Source organism: Pseudomonas sp. 43A (assembly GCF_013363935.1).
GTDB lineage: Bacteria > Pseudomonadota > Gammaproteobacteria > Pseudomonadales > Pseudomonadaceae > Aquipseudomonas > Aquipseudomonas crudilactis.
Genome location: NZ_CP054880.1, coordinates 2,316,327 through 2,339,459, shown reverse-complemented (window position 1 = coordinate 2,339,459; position 23,133 = coordinate 2,316,327). Strand labels below are relative to the sequence as shown.

The window sequence follows — 23,133 nt, the reverse complement described above, 5'->3', positions numbered from 1 at the left end:
CCGCATATCATATCCAATTTAGGTAAAACTGTACCAGCGCTGCGGCAAGATCGGCCTGCAAGCCTTGTTCCAGACACCATTTTTCGGCATTTTCCTGCAGTTCTGGCCAATGATTACGAGCCGCGAGCCAGTGTTCGCCGATGGGTTGACCGGCACTCCAGGCCCGCCAGAGACCGTTCATCGCCTCGGCAGCGGCCGGCGACAGGCTTTTCGTGTAGAGCGCAAGGAAGGCGTCGAGCTTGTCCAGATGGATGTCTTCGTCCTGCTGATAGATGTGCCAGAGCATCGGCCGCCCCGCCCATTGCGCGCGGACGAATGAGTCCTCACCGCGCACCGCGTTGAAATCGCAGCACCAGAGCAAGTGGTCATATTGATCCTGACGGACGAACGGCAATACCTGCACAGTCAGCGACTGGCGTTCATGTATCGCGCCGACCGCCAGTGTTTCCACGCCGAGCCAGCGTGCGACATCGCCAAGAATCCGCCCTTCCGGCACCAGCAGATGGGTCGGCACAGCGTCCGCCGCCAAAACGTCCAGCCAACTGGCCAACCCGGCATTCTCGTAGGCAAACAGCGAAATCAGCTGGGCGTCAGGCGCAGGATCGATCCCGAGACTTTGCAGGAACTGGCGCTGAGCCTTGGCATCCCGCTGAAATTGCCGACGCTGCTCGAGCAATCCGCGCTCACGCAACAGCCCGCCAGTACCCGGCTGAAAGCCTGGAAAGAAGAAGATTTTCTGCACGTTTTTGTATTTGACCGACGGCAACCCGTGGCAACCGATCACCCAGTCTTCGGCGCTGAGATAGTCGAGGTTCATCCACAGCGGTGGCTGTTCGCGCGCGGCCATCGCGTCCATGTAATCACCGGGTAACTGACAGGCAAACGCGGCGATCACCACATCGGCGGCGTCGGTGTGCGACCACTCGGCCGGCCAGTGGCGCACTTCGACTTCCTGCTGGCATTGCTGTGCCGCGTTGCTATCGATCTCGGGGCAAATACGCTCGAATGCGCGCAGATCATCGACCCACAGGCGCACCGCCAGACCATGTTCGGCCGCCAGTTGCCGGGCCAGGCGCCAGGTCACACCGATGTCACCAAAGTTGTCGACGACGGTACAGAAAATATCCCAGCGGGTTTTCAATTGCGGCATTCAAGACTCCCGTTGGCAAAAGCATCGATTGTCCGCATAAATGACCTCGCGCAGAAGAGCCGACGGCGATTAATCTTCGTGCGACAATCGCCACTTGCCCGCAATCATCCGCCAGGAGGCAGCCATGCCCTATCGTCCCAACCCGCGTCGCCCGTTGCCCGTTCAGCTTAGCGCGCTGCATCTGACCGGCAGCATTGCCTTGGGTATGTGGCTGGGCTTCCTTGCCATTGCACTGACCTGCTGGCTGTTTTCTCATTTCCTGTTCAAAGAACAACTGGCACCGGCTGCCCAAGCGGTGCAGCAACTGGCCAATCCGCCGGCGGCTGTTCAGGTGCAGCCGGATATTCCACCGCAGAGCCCGTTGTTCCAGCAATACGAGGAAAATCTGCGCAAGAACGAGCAGCAGGCACGGCTGGATCAGGCGCGCGGCAGCACGCGTAATCTGTCGAATCCAAAGTGTCAGTTCTGGCTGCAACAGGATCAAACCGCGCCGAGCGAAAAGAGCCGCGCCAACGTTCTGCAATTCTGCGATTGATCATGAACAAGCACATCGTCCACCAACTGATTCTCGACAAACTGCGCATCGACCTCGACATCGCCGAACGCGCCGCGCAAACCGCTTACGAAACCGCGACGCACGAAGAAAACATCGCTGAAAACAAGTACGACACGCTGGGTCTGGAAGCGTCGTATCTGGCAGCGGGTCAGGCAAAAAGGGTCGAGGAAATCCGTCAGTCACTGGCGCTGTGCCAAAACCTGACGCTGCGGGCCTATGACGAGAATCGCGGTATCGAAGTCGGCGCCCTGCTCGGCCTGGAAGACGAAAAGGGACGTGAGCAATGGCTGTTTCTGGCGCCGGATGCGGCAGGCCTGAAAGTCGATGTGGTCGGTCAGCCGATTACCGTCATCACCCCGCGCTCACCGCTGGGCAAAGGTCTGCTGGGCAAGTGCGAAGGCGATGAGGTGGAGATTCTGGTGGCGGGCACCCGGCAACAGTTCGCTGTCACCGAGGTGCTCTGAAACAACTGATCAGTGAACCGGCAGTTCGACGCCGTCAAACAGTTCTTCCAGTTCCTGCTTGTTGTGGCACTGGATGGCTTTGGCCATCACTTCGCGAGTCAGGTGCGGGGCGAACTTCTCGATGAAGTCGCACATGAAACCACGCAGGAAGGTGCCACGACGGAAGCCGATTTTGGTGATGCTCGATTCAAACAACTCGCTGGCATCCAGCACCACCAGGTCGTTGTCGAGTTTGGTGTCGACCGCCATTTTAGCGACGATGCCCACACCCAGGCCCAGGCGCACGTAAGTCTTGATCACGTCGGCGTCGGCCGCAGTGAACACCACTTTCGGCGTCAGACCGCGATGACTGAAGGCCTCGTCGAGTTTCGAGCGACCGGTGAAACCGAACACGTAAGTCACGATCGGGTATTCGGCCAGGGCTTCGAGGGTCAGCTTCGGCAGCTTGGTCAGCGGGTGGCCCTGCGGCACGACCACGCAACGGTTCCAGCGGTAGCACGGCATCATCACCAGATCGCCGAACAGTTCCAGCGCTTCGGTGGCAATGGCGAAATCGACGGTGCCGTCAGCAGCCATTTCGGCGATCTGCATCGGCGAGCCCTGATGCATGTGCAGCGCCACGTCCGGGTATTGCTTGATGAAATTGCTGATCACCGGTGGCAGCGCATAACGTGCCTGGGTATGGGTGGTGGCGATCGACAGGGTGCCTTTTTTCTCGTTGGAGAATTCCTGGGCGATCTGCTTGATGCTTTCGACCTTGCGCAGAATCTCACCGGCGGTGGTGATGATGCGCTCGCCGGCCGGGGTCACGCGGGTCAGGTGCTTGCCACTGCGGGCAAACACTTCGACGCCGAGTTCATCTTCCAGCAGGCGGATTTGTTTACTGATGCCCGGTTGCGAGGTGTAAAGGCTTTGGGCTGTAGCGGAAACGTTGAGGTCGTGGTGCGCCACTTCCCAGATGTAGCGCAATTGTTGAAGCTTCATATGTATCCCTCAAAGCAGGTAGACGCCACGGGCATCAGCGACGGTATATAACTATATTAATGGTTTGACGAATAAATCTAGAACTTTTTTGTCAAGGCGCCATTATTCCTGCTTCAGCGATCCTCCCGCCGCCGACGCTCCACTAACGGCACCAGATAAACCGGCACCTTGGCCAATTGCAGGACCCGCGCCGCCGTGCGCCCCAACGGCGTTTCCGCGCCTACCCCGTGGCTGTGACTGCCGACGATCAGCAGATCGACAGAGAGTTTCTGCACCTGGTCGAGGATCACCTGTGACGGATCGCCCTGCAGCACGCGCACCGCGCGAATCCGCTGCAGATCCTGCTCACCTTCATCCCCGAGTTCTTCGCGAAAACTGTCCAGCACCCGCTGCTCGATATTGGCAATGACAGTTTTCAGACCCTGGCTGTGAAATTCGTTCAATGCCTGCTCGTCCAGATAACTTTGCAACACCGATTCGGCAAACAGCCCCATCGGCTCCACCGCGTGCACCACATACAAATCGGCATTGAACGTTCGCGCCAACGCCAAGGCATGCTGCATCACTAACGGTGCGTACAGACCGAGGTCAGTGGCATACAGCATCGAACGAATCATATGACCTCCTCGCAAGCCAACAATGGCGGAGATTTGATTCAGCTTAGCAGTGCCTTGGCGAGTACGACGTGCAGCGCAACGTCTTGAAGCACAGGGCTTTAGATGGGCGGCTCATTGCTGATGCCGTGAGGCACGTGACCGGTGGCGACCACTTCGCGGGCCAGCTCGCAGTGGCCGGCCTGATCGTCGAAAAACACGTCGGCAGCAAACGCTTCGAGAAACGCCGACTTGGTCAGTCCACCGAGGAACAGTGATTCGTCGAGACGAATGTCCCACTCGCGCAAGGTACGGATCACCCGCTCGTGGGCCGGCGCCGATCGTGCAGTGACCAGCGCTGTGCGAATCGGGCAATCGTCATCGGGAAACTCGCGCTGCAACAGATTGAGCGCCGCCAGAAAGCCTTTGAACGGCCCACCACGCAACGGCTCGCGCGCGGCTTCGCGCTCCTTGGCCTGAAACGCTTCCAGCCCGCCGGACTGATAGACGCGCTCCGACTCGTCGGAAAAAATCACCGCATCGCCGTCGAAGGCGATGCGCAATTCATCGCTGGCCGCACGGCTCGCTCCGCCGGAAAGAATCGTCGCAGCGGCGAAACCGGCATCCAGCGCCGCACGCACATCTTCGGCATGGGTAGACAGAAACAGGTCGCAACCAAAGGCTTTCAGATACGGATACGGACTGCGCCCACCAACAAACGCCGCGCGAGAAATCGCCAGACCGTAATGATGAATCGAGTTGAACACGCGCAGGCCAGTGTCGGCGCTATTGCGCGAGACCAGAATCACCTCGACCCGCGCACGGCCAAGACGACTGTTGAGTTTCAGGAGTTTTTCCACCAGCGGGAAAGCATCGCCAGGTGCGAGGATTTCGTCTTCATGCTCGATCTGGTATTGCCGATAGGCTTCGACGCCGCTCGACAGGTAGACCTTGTGGCTCTCGCTCAGGTCGAACAAGGCGCGCGACGAAATCGCCAGCACCAGTTTGTCATCGATGTTTTTGGCCATTGCCTTCCCCCAAAGCGACCGGCTTAAACGTTGCGCCGGTCGATAAAACGTAAATTGCGATACAGCGCTTCGATGCGCGGCAGCTCACAGCCCGCCGCTTTCGCCGCTGCCAGTGGCCGAGCGTAGATCGCCTCCAGCTCCAGCGGCCGCTTGTGTAAAAAGTCGTGGTACATGCTCGGCCAGTAGTCGGGCATTTTCTCGGTCATCATGAACAGATAGTCGGCGTACCCCGGCGGCACGTCATGGCCGCAAGCTTTGGCGCCCTGAACCACTTCGGCCATCAACGCCTGGATCAACGTGCGGCTGTCGGCATCGGCCATCAACGGCGTGGTGCTTGCACCGAGCAACACCGAGAGTCCGTTGTAGGGAATATTCCACACCAGTTTCTGCCAGCGCGCCTGCCGCAGATTGGGCATTGCCTGGGAATCGATCCCGGCAGCGCGGAACAACCCGCAACCCTCCTCGACAATCGCCATACGTGCGGCGTCATCGCTGGACGGACCACTGTGATAACCGACGTTCACTGCGCCCAAGGCTTGGTGGGTAACTTGTCCAGGCCCCTCGCGATGCACACAGATCAGGCACAAACCGCCCAGCAGATGAAGGGAATCGGGGAGCAGTTCACGCAAGCTGTCTTCGACGTCGAGACCGTTTTGCAGCACCAGCACTTTCGCGTCCGGTTTGGCCGCTTGAATAATTGAAGGCGCGAGACCTGCGTTGCTGGTGGTTTTCGCCCCCACCAGCAACCAGTCGCACTTGGGCATGTCTTCGGCGGACGAATAGACCTGCGCTGGATGCAACGTCAGCGGGCCATGCACCGCGCTGTTGATTTGCAAACCACGCTCAGCCACTGCCGAAAACTCGCTGCGCAACAGAAAGTGCACGTCGAAACCGGCACGCGCCAGCATCACACCGTAAAAACCACCAATCGCGCCGGTGCCGATAATTCCTACGACCGGTTTATTCACTGCCCCCATCATGGCAACTCCTCTGCAATTCGACCCAGTGCCTGCGCCAGCGCTGCGTTCAGCGCAGCGGCCGTCAGGCGCGTGTGCAATGCCCCAAAGAACTCGCCGTCGCGCACCACAAACAGCGCCGGCAAATGAAAGACCTGATAGCGCTCCACCAACCCGCCGTTGTCGCCGGCATCGATCCAGCACAGGCGATCGATGGCCAACGCCATATCCGGCAACACTTCGCGGGCATAACGGCAACTGGCGCAACCGACACTGGTGAAAATCACCAGCGAAACGCCGCTCATCGCCAATAGCCGTTGATCGGCGTCGAAATCGGTCAGTTCGGATTCGACCACTATACTGGGGAAACAATGTCAAATGGCCGACACAGGGAGTCTGTGCTCATGGGACGTTTCATTCCTCATCCGGACGAGGTGCCGGTTGAATTAACCTTGCTCAAGCCTGAGTGCATTTCCAGGCAACAGCTGCACACTATCAGCCTCGGCGGCATCGCTTGCAATTACCACCGTGCCTGGCGCCGTGGCACAGCGCTGCAAGTGCGCATGCCGTCACTCAACGCCGACATCTGTTATCCGGGCTATGTGGCGTGGTGCCTGCGGCGCAAAAAAGGCTACCTGGTGGGCATCGCCTTCACCGATGAGCAGACGCTGTTCAGTGCGCGAATGGGTGAGCAGGTGTGTCAGATAGAGCGCTATTGCCGCATGCATGACACCCACGATGACCTGCAAGAAATTCAGGCGGTGGCCCTGCAATGGGTCGAGCAACACGCCGACGAGTTCTCCCACGACAGCGTGCGCAAGGCTTTTGCGCAGCCAGCGCTGGACTAAAGCACCTTTTGCCCATTGTCGAGCAGGCGCTTTACGCGCTAAGGTTCCGCTCCCCGACGCGCTTAAATCTGCTGTGCTCCGCCGCGCGGGGATCGCTGGCGGCCGGCACCCGTGACCTGACGAGTAAACGATGGCTGATTTACCGATCAACGACCTAAACGTCGCCTCTAACGAGACCCTGATCACTCCCGATCAGCTCAAGCGTGATATCCCTCTGAGCGATGCTGCCCTGCGCACCGTCACCAAGGGCCGCGAAGTCATTCGCAACATTCTTGATGGCACCGACCACCGTCTGTTCGTAGTGATCGGCCCGTGCTCGATCCACGACATCAAGGCTGCCCACGAATACGCCGATCGCCTCAAGGTGCTGGCTGCGGAGGTCTCCGACACTCTGTATCTGGTCATGCGCGTGTATTTCGAGAAGCCACGCACCACCGTCGGCTGGAAAGGCCTGATCAACGATCCGTATCTGGACGACTCGTTCAAGATCCAGGACGGTCTGCACATCGGTCGTCAGTTGCTGCTGGATCTGGCCGAAAAAGGCCTGCCGACCGCGACCGAAGCCCTCGACCCGATCTCCCCGCAGTACCTGCAGGACCTGATCAGCTGGTCGGCCATCGGCGCTCGTACCACTGAATCGCAAACTCACCGGGAAATGGCCTCCGGCCTGTCCTCGGCCGTCGGCTTCAAGAACGGCACCGACGGCGGCCTGACCGTGGCGATCAACGCTCTGCAATCGGTCTCCAGCCCGCACCGCTTCCTCGGCATCAACCAGGAAGGTGGCGTGTCGATCGTCACCACCAAAGGCAACGCCTACGGTCACGTGGTGCTGCGCGGTGGTAACGGCAAGCCGAACTACGATTCGGTCAGCGTTGCCCTGTGCGAACAGGCGCTGGACAAGGCGAAGATCAAGCCGAACATCATGGTCGATTGCAGCCACGCCAACTCCAACAAGGACCCGGCCCTGCAACCGCTGGTGATGGAAAACGTCGCCAACCAGATCCTCGAAGGCAACCAGTCGATCATCGGCCTGATGGTCGAAAGTCACCTGAACTGGGGTTGCCAGGCGATTCCGAAAGACCTCGCCGACCTGCAATACGGCGTGTCGATCACCGATGCCTGCATCGACTGGTCCGCCACCGAGAACACCCTGCGCAGCATGCACGCCAAGCTCAAGGACGTGTTGCCGAAGCGCCAGCGCAGCTGATACATGTTTTACAGGCATAAAAAAACGCCGGGCAATGCCCGGCGTTTTTCTGTGTGCGATTCAGATCTTGGCGGCGCGGCGCTGATGGCGCTCCATGTAGCGCTCGACGTAAGAGCATGACGGGATCACCGTGTAACCCATCTCTTCGGCGTACTGCAACGCACTCTCGGTCAGCGCTGCGGCAATGCCACGGCCACGCAGGGCGTTGGGCACAAACGTGCGATAGATATCCAGGGTCTGTTTTCCCAGATCCATATAGGTCAGGTAGGCACGATGACCGTCCACATTGGTCTCGAACTGATGACCAGCCTGGTCATGGTGGATGGACAACGCCTCGCTCATCACTACTCCTCGCGGGTCTTGAATTCTGACCCCTACCTTACCGATGTTTTTCCGGCGAAGGAACATCTACGCCACCCCGTGCCTGATGGACACCGAGAAGAGCCACACCGATCTCGCGCAACCTGGCACCTGATAAATAGTAGGCACCATTGGCAAAAATGCTCAAGGTACGCTCGTCATCAAGCGGGTTGACGGGGGTTGCTCCGATGGACGCAGAGGTGATTGGGGAGAAGATCTTCCCGGGCCATTCACCTGAACATTGCCGGATGTTGAGACTTAAGACGTGCAGCCTTTTTTAAAGTCACCTCAACATGCACAAAGATAAGCGAAGCAGCACGCAAAATCGGAACAAAAGTGTGGACGAATTCATCTAGACAGACTTTAGCCAAGACTGCAAAAACAGCACGTGGCAACGGGAACTTTTTCTCATTAACTCGCTCAGCTCGGGGCTTGCAGCTGGGTATTTTTTAAGCAGCGCAGTTAAAAGTTGCTCGAAAAAGAATCAACGCCTACAATTTTTTTTGCTTCTTGCCTTACGTCAGTTTACTTACTACAAGTAATGGGTAGTATGTACGCCGGCTATTTCCTCAATCGTGAGGAGACAGCCACTTAATTGAAAGTCCTTGAAGGGGAACACGATGAACAACGTTCTGAAATTCTCTGCTCTGGCTCTGGCCGCAGTTCTGGCTACCGGTTGCAGCAGCGCATCGAAAGAAACCGAAGCACGTCTGACCGCTACTGAAGACGCAGCTGCTCGCTCCCAGGCTCGTGCAGACGAAGCTTACCGTAAAGCTGATGAAGCTCTGGCTGCTGCTCAAAAAGCACAACAGACTGCTGACGAAGCTAACGAGCGTGCTCTGCGCATGCTGGACAAAGCTAGCCGCAAGTAATAATCCCTCGGGATTGTTATCGAGCCGGCCCGATTTATCGGGTCGGCTTTTTTATTGCCCACCGTTTTGTTCAGGCAATAAAAAACCCGCCGACGCTTCACGCATCGGCGGGTTCCGGGGTACGACTTACTGCTGAAGGTCGATCGGTGTATTGGCAACAATCGGTGCCGAAGTATTCGGCGTGCCGATTTCCGTTGGCAGACCATCTTCGGCCGCGACCACATCCCTCACCACATCCCAATTCACGCGCAGGTTGCTGGTGACATCTTCACGCTTGAGCATCGCGTTGATCACTGCAGTGTGCTTGTCGACCACCGAAGGGTTGCCCTTGTCGTCGATCGGCGTGTGCGCTTCCAGATAAACCTTGCCGCCACTGCTGCCGAACTTGTACGCATCGTTGAGGATACGCACCGACGTCCCGACCGGGACCATGCTGGCCATTTCCAGTACGTTGTTGTTGAACATGCGGAAGCAGCCGTGGCTGGTGCGCATGCCGATACCGAACTTCTTGTTCGAACCGTGAATCAGGTAGCCCGGCGTACCCAGAGTGAACTTGAACGGGCCCAACGGGTTGTCCGGGCCGGCCGGTACTACGTTTGGCAGAGGATCGCCATCAGCGGCGTGTTCAGCCTTGATCGACGCGGGAGGCGTCCAGGTCGGGTTAGGCGTTTTGGCGGTGATCGAGGTGTGTGCGATCGGTGAACCCCAACCCTCACGACCGATACCCAACGGGAACGTGTACACCACGTTGCGGCCTTTCGGGAAGTAGTAGAGGCGGTATTCGGCAAGGTTGATGACAATGCCTTCACGCGGGCCCGGCGGCAGAATGAAACGGGTCGGCAAGACGATTTCGGTGCCGGCGCCCGGTAACCAGGCATCAACCCCCGGGTTGGCCGCGACCATCTCCGAGTATCCCAGATCGTACTTCGTACCCAGATCGGCGAAGGTGTCTTCGTACTTGGCTTTGATCACCTGCACCTGGCCGATGATGTCTTCACCGGGTGGTGGCAGGGGAAACTCCAATGCAGCAACGGGACCGGCCACACACAGGGCGGCAAGTGACAGGCAGCGGGTGACGGCAGGAAAGCGCGGCAACATCCGGAAAATCCTTCGCATGATCAACAAGGGTATAAGAGCGCGATTGTACACCGCACTTTGAATATTCGGGGAGATCACCCCTATGCAGGCGACAAGGTGTTCCAGGTGGGAGCGAGCTTGCTCGCGAAAGCGCTGGGTCAGTCACCGAAAATGTTAACTGACATGGCCTCTTCGCGAGCAAGCTCGGCTCCCACAGAATCAGAGCTCGAATCGCAGCTCCGGCCAGATCGGCGAAGTCCCACGCTTCTGCGATTCCAGAATCGCCCGGCACAACGAACACAGGCGCTGATCCTGAAACACCCGACGATCCACGCTCGACCAGCGCGGTTGCGCCGGCAGCAGGCTGCCGCACAGGGTACGATCAGCCGAGCCACCGAGTTCGAGTTGCCGCGTCACCAGATGCACCCGCACTTCCTGGCAGGCGAACAGATCCAGCTGCTCGTCAGGCTCGATCAGTTGGTAGGCAAACAGGGACCAGGCAGAACGCGACATCGGGGGCTCCAAATAAGGGGGCGCCACATTAGCCGAAAGCCTGCCCTTAGAAAAGCCTCATAACAGCGGTTTTAGCGTCGGCCAGACATTTTCCAGCAACTTGCCCTGAGCCCCGGCCGCCGGGTGCAGACCATCGGCCTGCATCAGGTCCGGATGACCGCCCACGCCGTCGAGGAAAAACGGTACCAGCGGGATCTTTTTATCGTCAGCGAGTTTGCCGTACACCTCGGCAAAGGCATCGGTGTAACGCTTGCCGTAGTTGGGCGGCAATTGCATGCCGAGCAACAGCACCTTGGCACCGCTCTGGCGGGAGCTGTCGATCATCGAGGCAAGATTTTGTTGCAATTGAGTTGGCGGCATTCCGCGCAAGCCATCGTTGCCGCCGAGTTCGAGGATCACCAGTTCCGGCTGATGCTCTGCAAGCAGCGCGGGCAGCCGCGCCTGGCCTCCGGCACTGGTGTCGCCGCTAATGGAAGCATTGACCACTTTGTCGTCGAAACCCTCCTGTTTGAGCCGTTGTTCGAGCAACGACACCCACCCCAAGCGGGTATCCAGTCCGAAACCGGCGCTGATACTATCGCCAACGATCAGGACAGTACCCGCCGCTGCGTTCTGGGCCATGCACATCAAGGCCAGGCCAGCACTCAAAAACCATACACGCATCGGATTCTCCATGGGCGCAAGCATTCTCACCGCGAAGAACCTCAGCAAAGTGGTTCCCAGCGCGGAAGGTGAACTGACTATCCTGCACGAACTCAGCCTGGAACTGAACAAGGGCGACAGCCTGGCCATCGTCGGCGCGTCCGGTTCCGGTAAGTCCACCCTCCTCGGCTTGCTCGCCGGCCTCGACCTGCCGAGCAGCGGCGAAGTCATTCTCGCCGGCCAGGGCCTGAGCAATCTTGATGAAGACCAGCGCGCACGCATTCGTGCCGAGCATGTCGGTTTCGTCTTCCAGTCGTTCCAGTTGCTCGACAGCCTCAATGCGCTGGAAAACGTCATGCTGCCGCTGGAACTTGATGGCCGCAAAGACGCCCGTGAACGGGCGACGGAGTTGCTCCAGCGCGTCGGCCTTGGCCAGCGTCTGACGCACTCGCCACGTCAACTCTCCGGTGGTGAGCAACAACGTGTGGCGATTGCCCGTGCGTTTGCTGCCGAGCCTGACGTGCTGTTCGCCGACGAACCCACCGGCAACCTCGACAGCCACACCGGTGAGCGCATCAGCGATCTGCTTTTCGAATTGAACAAGGAACGCGACACCACCCTGGTGCTGGTGACCCACGACGAACGCCTGGCCCATCGCTGCCGGCGCCTGATCCGTCTTGAAGCCGGGCTGTTGGTCGCCCCTCTGGAGCCTTGATGGCACGTTTGCCGCTGTTGCGCCTGTTCAGTCTCGCCATACGCCAACTCATGCGCGATGCCCGCGCCGGTGAATTGCGCGTGTTGTTCTTTGCGCTGGTCGTGGCGGTGGCGGCGAGTACCGCCATCGGTTATTTCGGCGCCCGTCTGAACGGCGCCATGATGCTGCGCGCGACTGAATTTCTCGGTGCCGATCTGGTTCTCGAAGGCAGCTCCCCGGCCCGTGAAGAACAGATTCGCAGCGGCACCGAACTTCGCCTGAATCATGCGCAAGTGGTGGAGTTCTCCAGTGTCATCGCCACCGACAATGGCATTCAGTTGTCGAGCATCAAAGCCGTCGACCGCGCCTATCCGTTGCGCGGCGAACTCAAGAGCGCGCCAGCGCCTTTCGCCACCGAAGAAACCGGCGGTGAACCGCAACCCGGCGAAGCTTGGGTCGAGGCACGTCTGCTGACCGCACTGGATCTGAAGATCGGCGACAGCATCGATGTCGGCATGAAGACGTTGAAACTGGCCCGAGTGCTGACCTACGAACCGGATCGCGCCGGCAACTTCTACAGCCTCACGCCACGGGTGATGATCAACCTCGACGACCTCGCCGCCACCGGCGTGGTGCAACCCGGCAGCCGCGTGAGTTATCGCGAACTGTGGCGCGGTGAACCGCAGGCGCTGGAAACCTATCGGCAACTGATCAAACCCGGGCTCGCCGCCAATCAGCGGATTCAGGATGCGCGCGATGGCAACCGGCAGATTGGCGGTGCACTGGGCAAAGCCGAGCGTTATCTGAACATGGCCAGTCTGGTCGCCGTGCTGTTGGCCGGGGTGGCGGTGGCGTTGTCGGCGAACCGTTTTGCCAGTCGCCGTTTCGACGCCAGTGCCTTGCTGCGCTGCCTCGGATTGTCGCGGCGGGAAACCATGGTGCTGTTCAGTTTGCAATTGACCGTGCTCGGGCTGCTCGCCGCGCTCAGCGGGGCTTTGCTCGGATGGTTGGCGCAACTGGGTTTGTTCGCACTGCTGCATGATTTATTGCCAAGCGACGTTCCTCCCGGCGGGCTGTTTCCAGCCATCGCCGGGATCGGCACCGGGCTGGTAGCTTTGGCGGGGTTTGCGCTGCCGCCACTCGCTGCACTGGGCCGAGTACCGCCACTGCGTGTATTGCGCCGCGACATGCTACCGATTCCGTCGAGTACGTGGATGGTTTATGGCGCCGCTTTGGGTGCGCTCGGCCTGATCATGTGGCGCCTGAGTCTGGACCTGCTGCTGACCTTCGCCCTGCTCGGTGGTGGCGTGGTCGCCGCGTTGGTACTGGGTGGCCTGCTGTTGTTGCTCCTGCAAAGCCTGCGGCGGATGCTCGCCCGTGCTTCGCTGCCATGGCGCCTGGGCCTGGGCCAGTTGCTGCGTCATCCGTTGGCAGCGGCCGGTCAGTCGTTGGCGTTCGGTCTGATTCTGTTGTCGATGGCCTTGATCGCCCTGCTGCGTGGCGAACTGCTCGACACCTGGCAAAACCAGCTACCGAAAAACGCTCCCAACTATTTTGCCCTGAACATTCTGCCGGCAGACAAACAGGCCTTTACAGATCACCTGATCAAAGTGTCCGCGCAAGCGGCGCCACTGTATCCGGTGGTACCGGGACGGCTGATCAGCATCAACGGCGACGCCGTGCAGCAAATTGTCAGCAAGGATTCGGCGGGCGACCGCGCAGTTCAAAGAGATTTGAGTCTGACCTGGGCCGCTGATTTACCGGCGGGCAACAAACTCACCGCCGGTGAATGGTGGAAGGATCAGCCAACCGACGTGGTTCCCGGCGTATCGGTGGAAGGCAAAGTCGCCGAAAGCCTCAAGCTCAAACTCGGCGATCACATGGTCTTCAGCGTCGGCGGGGTCAATCGCGAGGCGAAGGTCACCAGCCTGCGCGAAATCAACTGGGACAACTTCCAGCCGAACTTCTTCATGATCTTCCAGCCCGGCACGTTGAAGGATCTGCCAGCGACCTACCTGACCAGTTTCTATCTGGCGCCAGGTCATGACCAGCAGATCGTCGAACTGTCACGCACCTTCCCGGCAGTGACCATTCTTCAGGTCGAAGCACTGCTGGAACAATTGCGCAGCATCCTCGCCCAAGTCACTCTGGCGGTCGAATATGTGCTGTTGTTTGTTTTGGCGGCGGGGATGGCCGTGCTGTTTTCCGGTTTGCAGGCAACGCTGGATGAACGCATTCGCCAAGGTGCGCTTTTGCGTGCACTGGGCGCAGAGCGACAGTTGCTGATCAAGGCGCGGCGCATCGAGTTCGGCTTGCTTGGTGCGGTCAGCGGCTTGCTCGCAGCGATCGGCTCGGAAGTGGTGAGTCTGGTGCTGTATCGCTACGCCTTCGATCTGCCGTGGCACCCGCATCCATGGCTGCTGGTACTACCGTTGATTGGCGCGGCGCTGATTGGTGGTGCGGGTGTGTTCGGCACGCGCCGGGCGCTCAACGCAAGTCCACTGACAGTGTTGCGCGAGGGTTGATAGACTCAAGCGGTCTTGATCACAAGAAGTTGCCATGAGCCGTTATCGCCCTCCCCGCCCCGCCGGCACCGCGCTGATCACCCCTGAGGGTGAAGCGCGGATGCGCGCCGAATTCCATGAGTTGTGGCATGTGCGCCGCCCGCAAGTCACGCAATCGGTCAGCGAGGCGGCGGCTCAGGGCGATCGCTCGGAGAACGCCGAATACACCTACGGCAAGAAGATGCTGCGCGAGATCGACAGTCGCGTGCGCTTTCTCACCAAACGCCTGGAAGCATTGAAAGTCGTCAGTGAAAAACCCAGTGACCCGAACAAGGTCTACTTCGGCGCATGGGTGACCATTGAAGACGAAGACGGCAAGCAATCGCGCTACCGCATCGTCGGCCCGGATGAACTGGATCTGAAACTGGGTCTGATCAGCATCGACTCGCCACTCGCCCGCGCCTTGATCGGCAAGGCGCTGGATGCAGAAGTCAGGGTGCAGACACCGACGGGTGAGCAGTTCGTTTACATCGTCGCCATCGACTATCCGTAAAGCCTGTCAGCGGCGGGTGATCAAACCCTGGCGCGCAACGCGGACCAGTTGCTTGATCATCTCCGGCGCATCCTCAGCGATCGGCGCCTGAATCACCGCCAGATCAAAACTGTCACTGGCAAAACGTGCCAGCGACTCGCCGTCTTCGACAAACTGGATAAGGAACGCGGCAGGACCGCCGCTGCGACGTGGCCAGCCATCGAGATAACGCAACAGCGTCGGCTGATGTTTGCCGCCAAGGAGAATTTTCGGGTTGCGTTGAGTGATATGCGCAGTGATCGGCGCGGGACGTGCTGGAGGGCGTAGTGCATTCATCGTGTCGTGTCTCTGCCTCAAAAGTCTGCATGGCAGGTGAGAGGCAACACCGAACCAGCGCTTTAGCGGTATTTCGAAGCCCTGTTCCGGCTTCTGACGGCAACTGTTGAAGTCACCTGGCGCCCCGCAAGTAGCTGTTTAAATCGGCGCATGGGCAACATCCTAGAGAACGTGACCGATCAGTGTCAAGAATCAGCCGCAACAAAAAAGGCCCGCACAATGCGGGCCTTTTCCTTGAGCCAGAGCGGTTAACCGGCGATGGCGCGATCCACCGAGAGCTTGCCGGCGCCTTCGATCATTACGGCAAGGCTGCCTCCGAGCAGGGCCAGAGCGAACTCGTAACCGTTGTTGGCCATAAACAAACCGTTGCTGATGTGTACGGTGAAGATCGCCACCAGCGACAGAAAGGTCAGACCCAACGCCGCCGGACGCACCAGCAGACCGATGATCAAGGCCAGGCCGGCGAAGAATTCAGTACCGCCCGCCAGCGTCGCCATCAGGTAGCCCGGGTGCAGGCCAAGGCTGTCCATGTACTGCGCCGTGCCCGCCAGACCATAACCACCGAACAGACCGAAAAGCTTTTGCGAACCGTGCGCAGCGAAGATTACGCCGACCGCAATGCGCAGGATGGTCAGACCGTAGCCAGCGCGGGTGAACAGTACTTTGTTGATCAGAGAGCTCATGGGGCATTCCTTGTTTTGCGAGAAGTTTTGTGTGTTGGTTGGCCGCTATATTAATCAGTAAATCTCATGTTAAAAGCGCAAATATTCCGCCATAACAATCAATTTATTAGATCATTTCCGTGAGACGACTTTTTGCGCCCCGGGCTCCAACGACTCCCGTTCCCGGTCGAACGCCAAGTAATACTTGTTCACGCTATTAACATAGCTGACCGGCCCCATTCCTACCTGCTCCATGGCAATGCGCTCGACCTGGAAGAACCACTGGTTAGGATTCAGCCCGCGCCGCCGGGCCTCTGCGCGCATGCCCTGCACGCGTTCGGGGCCAATGTTGTAGGCCGCCAGTGTGAACGCCATACGCTCGCGCTCATTGAGCTTGGGGCTGTTGAAGAACTTGCGGCGGATCATCGCCAGATATTTGGCCCCAGCCTGCACATTCGCATCGAGATTCTGAATGTTGTTCACGCCGACACGCTGCGCGGCGGACGGGGTGATCTGCATCAGCCCGGTCGGACCACTGCCGCTGCGGGCATTGGGTTGCAGGCGTGATTCCTTGAACGCCAGTGCGGCCAGATTCAGCCAGTCCATGTTCTGCGCGGCGGCGTGCTTTTGCAGAGTCGGGCGCAGTTGTTCCAGACGTTGGCGATCAGCCTTGGCCAATGGATAGTGGACTTGATAGAGGCGTCGATAAATACGCAGAAACGCCACGTCTTCGTTGGACGGCTTCTTGTAACCGCCAAGGAAGCGATCAATGCTCGCCCGTAGCATGGAAGCATCACGGCGTACGAACCAATACTCCTCGCCCGGTTCGCTGATCATCAGTTGCCGGTCAAAACGCAGCTTCGGCAGGATCTTGCCCCAGCGCTCAGCGATGGGTTGCTCGACGATGCTCAGGTGAAAAATCCCGCCTTGAACCATCTCCAATACGTCTTCGACGGCCAGTGTCGGATCGACCCATTCGATCTTGATCGGCGCCAGTTTGTGCAACGCAAGTTTCTGATTGAGCTGACTGACCGCCTCCCCCGCCGCACTGCCGGTGGGCAACGCCAGGGTTTTGCCGGAAAGCTGCTCGACCTTGGTATAGCGCCGCTCACCTTTGATCCCGACCAACACCAGCGGTACGTTGCTGGCGATCGGTTCGCTGCTGGCCACGGCATAGCCCGGTTGCAGATCGAGCAATTCGCCCGGCGCCACCAGATCACCCTCGCCACGCTGCAAGGCGCCAAGCAGTTGATCCTTGGCTTTGGGAATGATCTTGAGGGTGATTTCCTGGCCGTCGCGGGCGTGGCCGTTGAGGTATTGCTCGAAGGCGCGCAGGCGATGGTATTCGACGCCGATGGCCTGGCCCTGAACTTCACCGGAGCTGTTGCGGCTCTGATTGACCAGCACGCGCAACACGCGACTGCTGCGAATCTCGGCCAGGTCGCGCACCTTGGTGGCCGGCACGGCTTGCAACGGCCCGGGCAGGCGCGCAACCGCCGTCATCGGCAGCAGTAACGATCCACACAACAGGAGCAAAACCGAGGGACGAACCATCCACTCTCCGGAAAGAATACAGGGCGATTTCATCTTTAAAATGTCGAAATCACCGACGAAAACAGAGCGCCATGAGCGCTGGCAACGTGCGAGAGACTGGCACAGTAATGGCACTTCTACCAAACCGGTCTGCGTCGCGGCATCAACAGACAGCTATAACTCGTTGTAGTTCTTGGCTTTTCTTATGAATCTACAGCTCTGGTATGCTTTCCGGCCTTCGGCCCGAGGTAGCAACCATGCAACTCATCGATATCGGCGTCAACCTGACCAACCCCAGTTTCGCCGACAAACACCAGGCCGTACTCGAACGCGCCTATGCCGCCGGCGTGTGCCAATTGGTGCTGACCGGCACCAGCGTCGAGGGCAGCGAGCAAGCCCTGGAGCTGTGCCAGCAACTCGATGACAGTGGCCAGCGGCTGTTCGCCACCGCCGGTATTCACCCGCATTCGGCCAGTGACTGGAACGCTGACAGCGCCCGTCGTTTGCGCAGCCTGTTGCAAGAAAAAAACGTAGTTGCCGTGGGTGAATGCGGGCTGGATTTCAACCGTGACTTCTCGCCACGCCCGCAGCAGGAAAAAGTCCTCGAAGAACATTTGGCGCTGGCCGTTGAACTGCAATTGCCGGTGTTCCTGCACGAGCGCGATGCCAGCCAGCGTTTGCTGGAAATATTGAAAGACTTCCGCGATCAATTGCCCGCCGCTGTGGTGCATTGCTTCACCGGCGAGCAAAAAGCCTTGTTCAGCTACCTCGATCTGGACCTGCATATCGGCATCACCGGCTGGATCTGTGATGAGCGCCGGGGCACGCATTTGCATCCGCTGGTCAAAGAGATCAAACGCGGGCGCTTGATGCTGGAAAGTGACGCGCCTTACTTGCTGCCGCGCACTCTTCGACCGAAGCCGAAGAACGGCCGCAATGAGCCGGCGTATCTGACTGAAGTGCTGCGTGAAGTGGCGTTGCATTGTGGCGAAACCGAGGAGGATCTGGCGGCACACACCACCGCGTGTGCCCGTGCGTTCTACAACCTCCCCACGCTCTCCTGACACCCCATAATTGCCCCCTGTAGGAGTGAGCCTGCTCGCGATAGCGGTGTGTCAGTCGCCTAAATGTCGAATGGGCTGCCGCCATCGCGAGCAGGCTCACTCCTACAGGGGGGAACCGCTTCGTCTGTTGACTCATATCAAGATCTTCCGACCTGCATAGCGGCACAATAATGGCACCTTGCCAAAACTGTTTCCGCTATCAGAGAAGACCTCCATGGGTGCCTGGCTTAGCAATATCTCGCTGAAATACAAATTCTGGGCGGTCAACGCGGTCGCCTTCGTCACCACCTTGCTGTTGGTGCTGTACGCCGTGCAACTCGAACAACAGGCGCGCAGTCACGCCGCGCAAGTGTCCGCCCAGACGCAGGCGCAATTGCTCAAAGCCTGGCCGGCCGGACAGGCGCTGCCAAAAACCGACCAGGTGCTGACCTTCAAACGTGGTGAAGCCCCGCGCCTGAATGATCAACCACTGCTGGAAATCACAGAAAGCAACGGCTGGAACGAAATCAATCACCTGCCGCTGTTCGGCGACAACCCGTTGATGGGCGCCGAAGTATTCAGCCGCGCCGATGGCCAGCAAGTCGCAGTGATTGCCTTTGGCCCGAGCCTGGCACAGGTGTTCAGCGAACGTTTTGCCAACTATGCAGTGGCAGTGTTCATTCTGATGTTCGCCATGCTATGCGCCTCGCAGTTGCTGATCCGCTTCCTGCTCACCCAGCTCAACACGCTGAAAGACGTGATGCTCCACGTCGAAAAAAGCGGTGATCTTTCGGCCCGTGTGCCACTGGCCGGCAAAGACGAAGTCGGGCAGATGGCCAATGCGTTCAACGCGATGCAGGCCGGTTATCAACGCGTGGTAACCACGGTAGCCAACACGGCGCGGCAACTGGATGTCGGCGCGGCGCGGCTGGCGTCGAGCATGAACGAAGTGCGCCACGGCATGCTCGGTCAGCAGAGCGAAACCGATCAGGCCGCTACCGCGATCAACGAAATGACCGCCACGGTCTATCACATCGCCCAGCACGCCGGCGCCACCCGCGACTTGTCGCAGACCGCCGATGGCCTCGCTGGCAGTGGTCAGCAAGTGGTCGCCCGGGTGCAACATTCGATTGCCGGACTCTCCAGCGGAGTGCAGCAGACGGCCGAGATGATCCAGCGCCTGGCCGAGGACAGTCAGAAGATCAATGGCGTGGTCAGCGTGATTCACAGCATCGCCGAACAGACCAACCTGCTCGCCCTGAACGCGGCTATCGAGGCCGCTCGTGCCGGTGAGATGGGCCGCGGTTTTGCAGTGGTCGCCGATGAAGTGCGCAATCTGGCCAAACGAGTACAGACTTCGACTGACGAGATCACCACCATGGTCTCGGCGTTGCAGGCCGGCACCCGCGACGCGGTGGACTTCATGCAGGAGAGTTCGAACAAGGCCGACGATTGCGTGCAGCAAGCGCAAGAGGCCGGTGCGGCACTGGCGGAAATCACCGGCGCGGTGGCGCAAATGCGCGAGAGCAACACGCAGATTGCCGTGGCGGCGGAGCAGCAGAGCCAGGTTGCCGAAGAGATGAACCGGGCGGTGGTGAGTATTCGCGATGTGACCGAGAACACCGTGCAGCAGACCGTGGATTCGGCGACGACCAGTAATGAGCTGGCGACGCTGGCTGGAGAGTTGAGCAAGGCCATAGGTCAATTGAAACTCTGAAGGCCCTTTCGCGAGCAAGCTCGCTCCCACATTGGATCTGGGGCGCTCATAGATCCTCTGTGGGAGCGAGCTTGCTCGCGAAGGCGTCAGGCCATTCAGCATCGAATCCGGCGATGACGCCTATCGCTGCAATAGCCAACCTTGATTCGCCGGCCCCCCTGCCCGGGCCTATTCTTCAAGCATGTGTTCAACATGGATCAAGGAGTAGTCAACATGGGCAAACGTCACCCCAATCTTCCTGCGTGGCAGTGGCGCGCATACCCGGGCAATCATCAGCATCCGGCCAATCTGGTGTTGCACCTGATCGCCGTACCACTGTTCATCGTGGCGTTTCTGCTGATCGTGTCCGGGGTGTTCAGCCTGAGTCTGGCCAGTGTGGCCATCGGTGTGATCGGTATCGTTGCGGCGCTGGCTTTGCAGCGCCACGGCCACAGCCTGGAGGCGCAAGCCTCAGAGCCATTCAGTGATCGCAAAGATGCCATCTCGCGCTTATTGGTCGAGCAGTTCCTGACCTTTCCGCGCTTCTTGCTCAGTGGCGGCTGGTGGCGCGCCTGGCGTGAGCGCCACCGTAGGCATTGAGTCAGGCGAAGATCGTAACGGTCTGGCGACTCATCGCAATCAACTCGCCTTCTGCGCTCCACAGCTTGGCGGCGACATGGCCGTAGCCGTCGGCTGCGTATTCGATGTCGGCCAGGTATTGGCACCAGTCCAGCGTGCTCAAGTCGCGTAGCGGCTGAACGAATTCGATCGTCCAGGTCAACGTGCTGCCGGGTGCAGGCTTCTTCAGATACGGCAACAGCGCCGGCGGCCATGCATCCACCAAGGCCAGCAGATGCGCCTCTTTGACCGGCTCTTCTTTGACATCACCGCGTAACCGCACCCAGCCGCCCATCAGTCGCGATTGATTGCCGGTGAACGGCATGCCGCCGACGCTCCAGCGCATCGCCAGATGACGCATGAATTCCGGGGTCACGCCTTTGATGTACGGCAACTCCTGGCATTCGTCCCAGTGCTTCATTGATGGGGCTGGATACGCTTCGACTGCGACCTCCGAAGGCCGCGAAGCACCGAAGCTGCCCTGAACGATGGTTACCACCTGACCATTCTGCATCGCCCGGCCCATGACCTGGCTGACGGCTTTGCCTTCACGCAGCACATCCACTTCGAAGCTCACCGGGACTTCAGGCTCGACCGGGCCGACAAAGGTGATCGCCAGCGAACGCACCGGGCGATCCGCCGGCACTTGCGCGCGCATGGCTTCATATTGCAGCGCCGCCACCAGACCACCGAAACTGGCACGGCCCTGGCCCCATTCAGCGGGAATCGTCAGTTCCGGTTGGCGGCGGACCGCATCGAGCAGATCGCTAAAGCGCATGGGGCAACCTCAGAAAGCGAGAAAGGAATGCAGGGATCTTAACCAGACCTGCACAGCGCTGCAGCGTCTATTCCGGTCAAAGAGGCTGACAGAAAGGCCTTACACCTATATCCGCCACATTGAAGATCCCTTGTAGGAGTGAGCCTGCTCGCGATAGCGGTCTGACATTCAACAACTGTGTTGGCTGTCAGACCGCTATCGCGAGCAGGCTCACTCCTACAGGGGATTTGTGGTGATTCAGGATTATTTAAAGCAGGCTGAACTGAGTTTTTCGAGCACGCGATCAGCCTTGGCTTCGGCCTTGATCATGGTCGCCTGCCATGTCGCGACACAGGGCTGAAGATCCGCCTCCAGCTCAGCCTTCGCCAGCCACTGCCAGCAATCATGCCAGTCACCCAACGCACCTTGCGCGGACTTCAATCGTGCCAGTGCAGGCTCGGGCAAGCGATCCAGTTCGGGATAGGCTTCGATGCCATAACGCACGCGCTTGATCAACAAACGCAAGCGATGGCGGTCGTGAGCGGGATCGTGCAGCGCCTCATCAAGTTTCTGCCATTGCTTGCCCAAACGTTTTTCGATGCGTTTGGCCAAGCCCTTGAGCAAGCCCTGACGCTGTGAGGCACGCAGGAAGCGCGGGAAAGCGTCGAGGATCATCAACAGCGAAGCCACCTCGGCACTCGCCGCCAACGCCGGATAGGCTTCGGCCATTTGCGCCATGCGCCGTTGCGCCGCGTCGGGTTGATCATGCTTGAGCAGATAAGCTGCCAGTACCTCGCGATCACGCCATGGCGTGGTCAATTGGCCGACCGCCGAGGCGGCGTCTTCCAGTTGCTCGACACCGGGCAAACCGCGCAATGGCCGCAACAGGCTGCGCAAGCGCCGCACCGTGGTGCGAAGATCATGCAGCGCTTCGGGGTCGGTGCGCGCAGTCAATCGCGCCTGACAGGCCAGCAGCCGCACCTCCAGACTCAGGACATGAGCCACCAACCGGTCAACCAACGCAGACATCACTTGCTCCTGATTCAAATGGCTGTGAAGAACATGCTGCCGTCCCGTGAACGCAGCCTCCTTGCTTCACGTCAGCAGCTTAGCGGCCGGCGCGGGATTCGCGAATGTAGAACCGCGCTTTCTCGGCTTTGTTGCTGCAACCTTCAAAGCCCTCGAATTGTTGCTGAGTCTTGGCAGCGGTCAGCAACGACAGGGCTTTGGAATAGCTGACCGTGCCGGCAAAACCTTCGGCCTTGGCCAGATCGAGCTCGTGCCACGCCGCATCGAGCTGGCTGCCGCAGCTGTCGCGGTAAGCGGTTTTACCGGCGCAACCGGCCAATACCAGAGCCATCAACGGCACACAGATCCAGGCTTTCATCACTCACACCTCAAAATAGGTCAACAGTCGTGCAGGTAAGACGGTAAGGCTGCGAAAAAGTGCCTTGCCGGCGGGTGAAACCGCGCAACTGAGAAGGATAGCGCTGAAGGGTCATGCAGTA

General features: G+C 59.4%; 27 protein-coding genes. 11 read left to right on the top strand and 16 right to left on the bottom strand.

Translation table 11 applies throughout. The annotated features are described in order from the left end of the window. Nucleotides 1–7 precede the first annotated feature (7 nt). Complete coding sequence (gene earP / locus HUW52_RS10440; RefSeq protein WP_175553564.1) at nucleotides 8–1,150, bottom strand: elongation factor P maturation arginine rhamnosyltransferase EarP; 1,143 nt, start codon at nucleotides 1,148–1,150, stop codon at nucleotides 8–10. A gap of 124 nt (nucleotides 1,151–1,274) precedes the next feature. Between earP and HUW52_RS10435 the strand changes: the two genes are divergently transcribed. Then, nucleotides 1,275–1,685 (top strand): hypothetical protein, encoded by a 411-nt coding sequence (locus tag HUW52_RS10435; RefSeq protein ID WP_175553563.1) that lies wholly within the window; start codon nucleotides 1,275–1,277, stop codon nucleotides 1,683–1,685. Nucleotides 1,686–1,687: 2 nt separating this feature from the next. Then, nucleotides 1,688–2,170 (top strand): GreA/GreB family elongation factor, encoded by a 483-nt coding sequence (locus tag HUW52_RS10430; RefSeq protein WP_034155245.1) that lies wholly within the window; start codon nucleotides 1,688–1,690, stop codon nucleotides 2,168–2,170. A 9-nt stretch (nucleotides 2,171–2,179) separates the two neighbouring features. Here the strand turns inward: HUW52_RS10430 and cysB are convergent, their stop codons facing one another. From cysB to HUW52_RS10405, 5 genes are all read right to left on the bottom strand, one after another. Next, nucleotides 2,180–3,154: an HTH-type transcriptional regulator CysB gene (cysB, locus tag HUW52_RS10425; RefSeq protein WP_007908591.1), complete on the bottom strand. Its 975-nt coding sequence runs from the start codon at nucleotides 3,152–3,154 to the stop codon at nucleotides 2,180–2,182. 113 nt (nucleotides 3,155–3,267) lie between these two features. After that, on the bottom strand, nucleotides 3,268–3,771 hold the full coding sequence (locus HUW52_RS10420) for a universal stress protein (protein ID WP_016985500.1): 504 nt from the start codon (nucleotides 3,769–3,771) through the stop codon (nucleotides 3,268–3,270). A 98-nt stretch (nucleotides 3,772–3,869) separates the two neighbouring features. Further along, entirely contained in the window at nucleotides 3,870–4,775 is a 906-nt protein-coding gene (locus HUW52_RS10415; RefSeq protein WP_175553562.1) for a 5'-nucleotidase, read from the bottom strand. A gap of 23 nt (nucleotides 4,776–4,798) precedes the next feature. Then, nucleotides 4,799–5,755 carry a putative 2-dehydropantoate 2-reductase gene (locus HUW52_RS10410; RefSeq protein WP_026000636.1) on the bottom strand — a complete coding sequence of 319 codons (957 nt, stop codon included), beginning with the start codon at nucleotides 5,753–5,755 and terminating at the stop codon, nucleotides 4,799–4,801. Continuing rightward, nucleotides 5,752–6,087: a co-chaperone YbbN gene (locus tag HUW52_RS10405; RefSeq protein WP_175553561.1), complete on the bottom strand. Its 336-nt coding sequence runs from the start codon at nucleotides 6,085–6,087 to the stop codon at nucleotides 5,752–5,754. Before HUW52_RS10405 ends, HUW52_RS10410 begins: the two co-directional genes overlap by 4 nt. 48 nt (nucleotides 6,088–6,135) lie before the next feature. On the opposite strand from HUW52_RS10405, the gene HUW52_RS10400 reads away from it, so the two are divergent. Together HUW52_RS10400 and HUW52_RS10395 are read left to right on the top strand one after the other, a co-directional pair. Next, a complete protein-coding gene (locus tag HUW52_RS10400; RefSeq protein WP_175553560.1) occupies nucleotides 6,136–6,579 on the top strand; it encodes a PilZ domain-containing protein in 444 nt (147 codons plus the stop codon). A gap of 130 nt (nucleotides 6,580–6,709) precedes the next feature. Continuing rightward, on the top strand, nucleotides 6,710–7,786 hold the full coding sequence (locus tag HUW52_RS10395; protein ID WP_016985505.1) for a 3-deoxy-7-phosphoheptulonate synthase: 1,077 nt from the start codon (nucleotides 6,710–6,712) through the stop codon (nucleotides 7,784–7,786). Between the two features lie 60 nt (nucleotides 7,787–7,846). Here the strand turns inward: HUW52_RS10395 and HUW52_RS10390 are convergent, their stop codons facing one another. Further along, the gene (locus HUW52_RS10390; protein ID WP_003226804.1) at nucleotides 7,847–8,128 is read right to left on the bottom strand and encodes a GNAT family N-acetyltransferase; all 282 of its coding nucleotides are present in this window, start codon (nucleotides 8,126–8,128) and stop codon (nucleotides 7,847–7,849) included. Nucleotides 8,129–8,766: 638 nt separating this feature from the next. On the opposite strand from HUW52_RS10390, the gene oprI reads away from it, so the two are divergent. Further along, entirely contained in the window at nucleotides 8,767–9,018 is a 252-nt protein-coding gene (gene oprI, locus HUW52_RS10385) for an outer membrane lipoprotei OprI (RefSeq protein WP_003199355.1), read from the top strand. Nucleotides 9,019–9,144: 126 nt separating this feature from the next. Here the strand turns inward: oprI and HUW52_RS10380 are convergent, their stop codons facing one another. The 3 genes from HUW52_RS10380 to HUW52_RS10370 all read right to left on the bottom strand — a co-directional run bounded on the left by HUW52_RS10380 (nucleotide 9,145) and on the right by HUW52_RS10370 (nucleotide 11,271). Then, nucleotides 9,145–10,116, bottom strand: a complete 972-nt coding sequence (locus HUW52_RS10380; protein WP_016985506.1) for a L,D-transpeptidase family protein — start codon at nucleotides 10,114–10,116, stop codon at nucleotides 9,145–9,147. Between the two features lie 198 nt (nucleotides 10,117–10,314). Beyond that, nucleotides 10,315–10,608, bottom strand: coding sequence for a hypothetical protein (locus HUW52_RS10375; RefSeq protein ID WP_007908575.1), 294 nt, complete (start codon nucleotides 10,606–10,608; stop codon nucleotides 10,315–10,317). Nucleotides 10,609–10,665: 57 nt separating this feature from the next. Next, nucleotides 10,666–11,271 (bottom strand): arylesterase, encoded by a 606-nt coding sequence (locus tag HUW52_RS10370; protein WP_175553559.1) that lies wholly within the window; start codon nucleotides 11,269–11,271, stop codon nucleotides 10,666–10,668. 10 nt (nucleotides 11,272–11,281) lie between these two features. Here HUW52_RS10370 and HUW52_RS10365 point away from each other — a divergent pair, with 10 nt between their 5' ends. The 3 genes from HUW52_RS10365 to greB are packed head-to-tail and all read left to right on the top strand — an operon-like array spanning nucleotide 11,282 to nucleotide 15,001. Further along, the gene (locus tag HUW52_RS10365; protein ID WP_175553558.1) at nucleotides 11,282–11,965 is read left to right on the top strand and encodes an ABC transporter ATP-binding protein; all 684 of its coding nucleotides are present in this window, start codon (nucleotides 11,282–11,284) and stop codon (nucleotides 11,963–11,965) included. Continuing rightward, nucleotides 11,965–14,469 carry an ABC transporter permease gene (locus tag HUW52_RS10360; RefSeq protein ID WP_175553557.1) on the top strand — a complete coding sequence of 835 codons (2,505 nt, stop codon included), beginning with the start codon at nucleotides 11,965–11,967 and terminating at the stop codon, nucleotides 14,467–14,469. Before HUW52_RS10365 ends, HUW52_RS10360 begins: the two co-directional genes overlap by 1 nt. Before the next feature lie 34 nt (nucleotides 14,470–14,503). After that, nucleotides 14,504–15,001 (top strand): transcription elongation factor GreB, encoded by a 498-nt coding sequence (gene greB / locus HUW52_RS10355; RefSeq protein ID WP_016985509.1) that lies wholly within the window; start codon nucleotides 14,504–14,506, stop codon nucleotides 14,999–15,001. A gap of 6 nt (nucleotides 15,002–15,007) precedes the next feature. On the opposite strand, the gene HUW52_RS10350 is transcribed toward greB, so the two are convergent. The 3 genes from HUW52_RS10350 to HUW52_RS10340 all read right to left on the bottom strand — a co-directional run bounded on the left by HUW52_RS10350 (nucleotide 15,008) and on the right by HUW52_RS10340 (nucleotide 17,532). After that, on the bottom strand, nucleotides 15,008–15,316 hold the full coding sequence (locus HUW52_RS10350) for a class I SAM-dependent methyltransferase (RefSeq protein ID WP_175553556.1): 309 nt from the start codon (nucleotides 15,314–15,316) through the stop codon (nucleotides 15,008–15,010). 248 nt (nucleotides 15,317–15,564) lie between these two features. After that, nucleotides 15,565–15,999: a DoxX family protein gene (locus HUW52_RS10345; RefSeq protein ID WP_003226822.1), complete on the bottom strand. Its 435-nt coding sequence runs from the start codon at nucleotides 15,997–15,999 to the stop codon at nucleotides 15,565–15,567. A 111-nt stretch (nucleotides 16,000–16,110) separates the two neighbouring features. Further along, nucleotides 16,111–17,532 carry a transglycosylase SLT domain-containing protein gene (locus HUW52_RS10340; RefSeq protein WP_175553555.1) on the bottom strand — a complete coding sequence of 474 codons (1,422 nt, stop codon included), beginning with the start codon at nucleotides 17,530–17,532 and terminating at the stop codon, nucleotides 16,111–16,113. Between the two features lie 236 nt (nucleotides 17,533–17,768). Between HUW52_RS10340 and HUW52_RS10335 the strand changes: the two genes are divergently transcribed. The 3 genes from HUW52_RS10335 (at nucleotide 17,769) to HUW52_RS10325 (ending at nucleotide 20,850) form a co-directional block, all read left to right on the top strand. Further along, nucleotides 17,769–18,575, top strand: a complete 807-nt coding sequence (locus tag HUW52_RS10335; RefSeq protein WP_175553554.1) for a TatD family hydrolase — start codon at nucleotides 17,769–17,771, stop codon at nucleotides 18,573–18,575. Nucleotides 18,576–18,789: 214 nt separating this feature from the next. Further along, nucleotides 18,790–20,271, top strand: coding sequence for a methyl-accepting chemotaxis protein (locus HUW52_RS10330; protein ID WP_175553553.1), 1,482 nt, complete (start codon nucleotides 18,790–18,792; stop codon nucleotides 20,269–20,271). Nucleotides 20,272–20,484: 213 nt separating this feature from the next. Beyond that, a complete protein-coding gene (locus HUW52_RS10325) occupies nucleotides 20,485–20,850 on the top strand; it encodes a terminase (RefSeq protein WP_016985514.1) in 366 nt (121 codons plus the stop codon). Between the two features lies 1 nt (nucleotide 20,851). On the opposite strand, the gene HUW52_RS10320 is transcribed toward HUW52_RS10325, so the two are convergent. The 3 genes from HUW52_RS10320 to HUW52_RS10310 all read right to left on the bottom strand — a co-directional run bounded on the left by HUW52_RS10320 (nucleotide 20,852) and on the right by HUW52_RS10310 (nucleotide 23,012). Then, entirely contained in the window at nucleotides 20,852–21,646 is a 795-nt protein-coding gene (locus HUW52_RS10320; RefSeq protein ID WP_175553552.1) for an acyl-CoA thioesterase II, read from the bottom strand. A gap of 243 nt (nucleotides 21,647–21,889) precedes the next feature. After that, nucleotides 21,890–22,654: a CHAD domain-containing protein gene (locus HUW52_RS10315; RefSeq protein WP_016985516.1), complete on the bottom strand. Its 765-nt coding sequence runs from the start codon at nucleotides 22,652–22,654 to the stop codon at nucleotides 21,890–21,892. 79 nt (nucleotides 22,655–22,733) lie between these two features. Then, nucleotides 22,734–23,012, bottom strand: a complete 279-nt coding sequence (locus tag HUW52_RS10310) for a hypothetical protein (RefSeq protein WP_016985517.1) — start codon at nucleotides 23,010–23,012, stop codon at nucleotides 22,734–22,736. Between the last annotated feature and the right edge of the window lie 121 nt (nucleotides 23,013–23,133).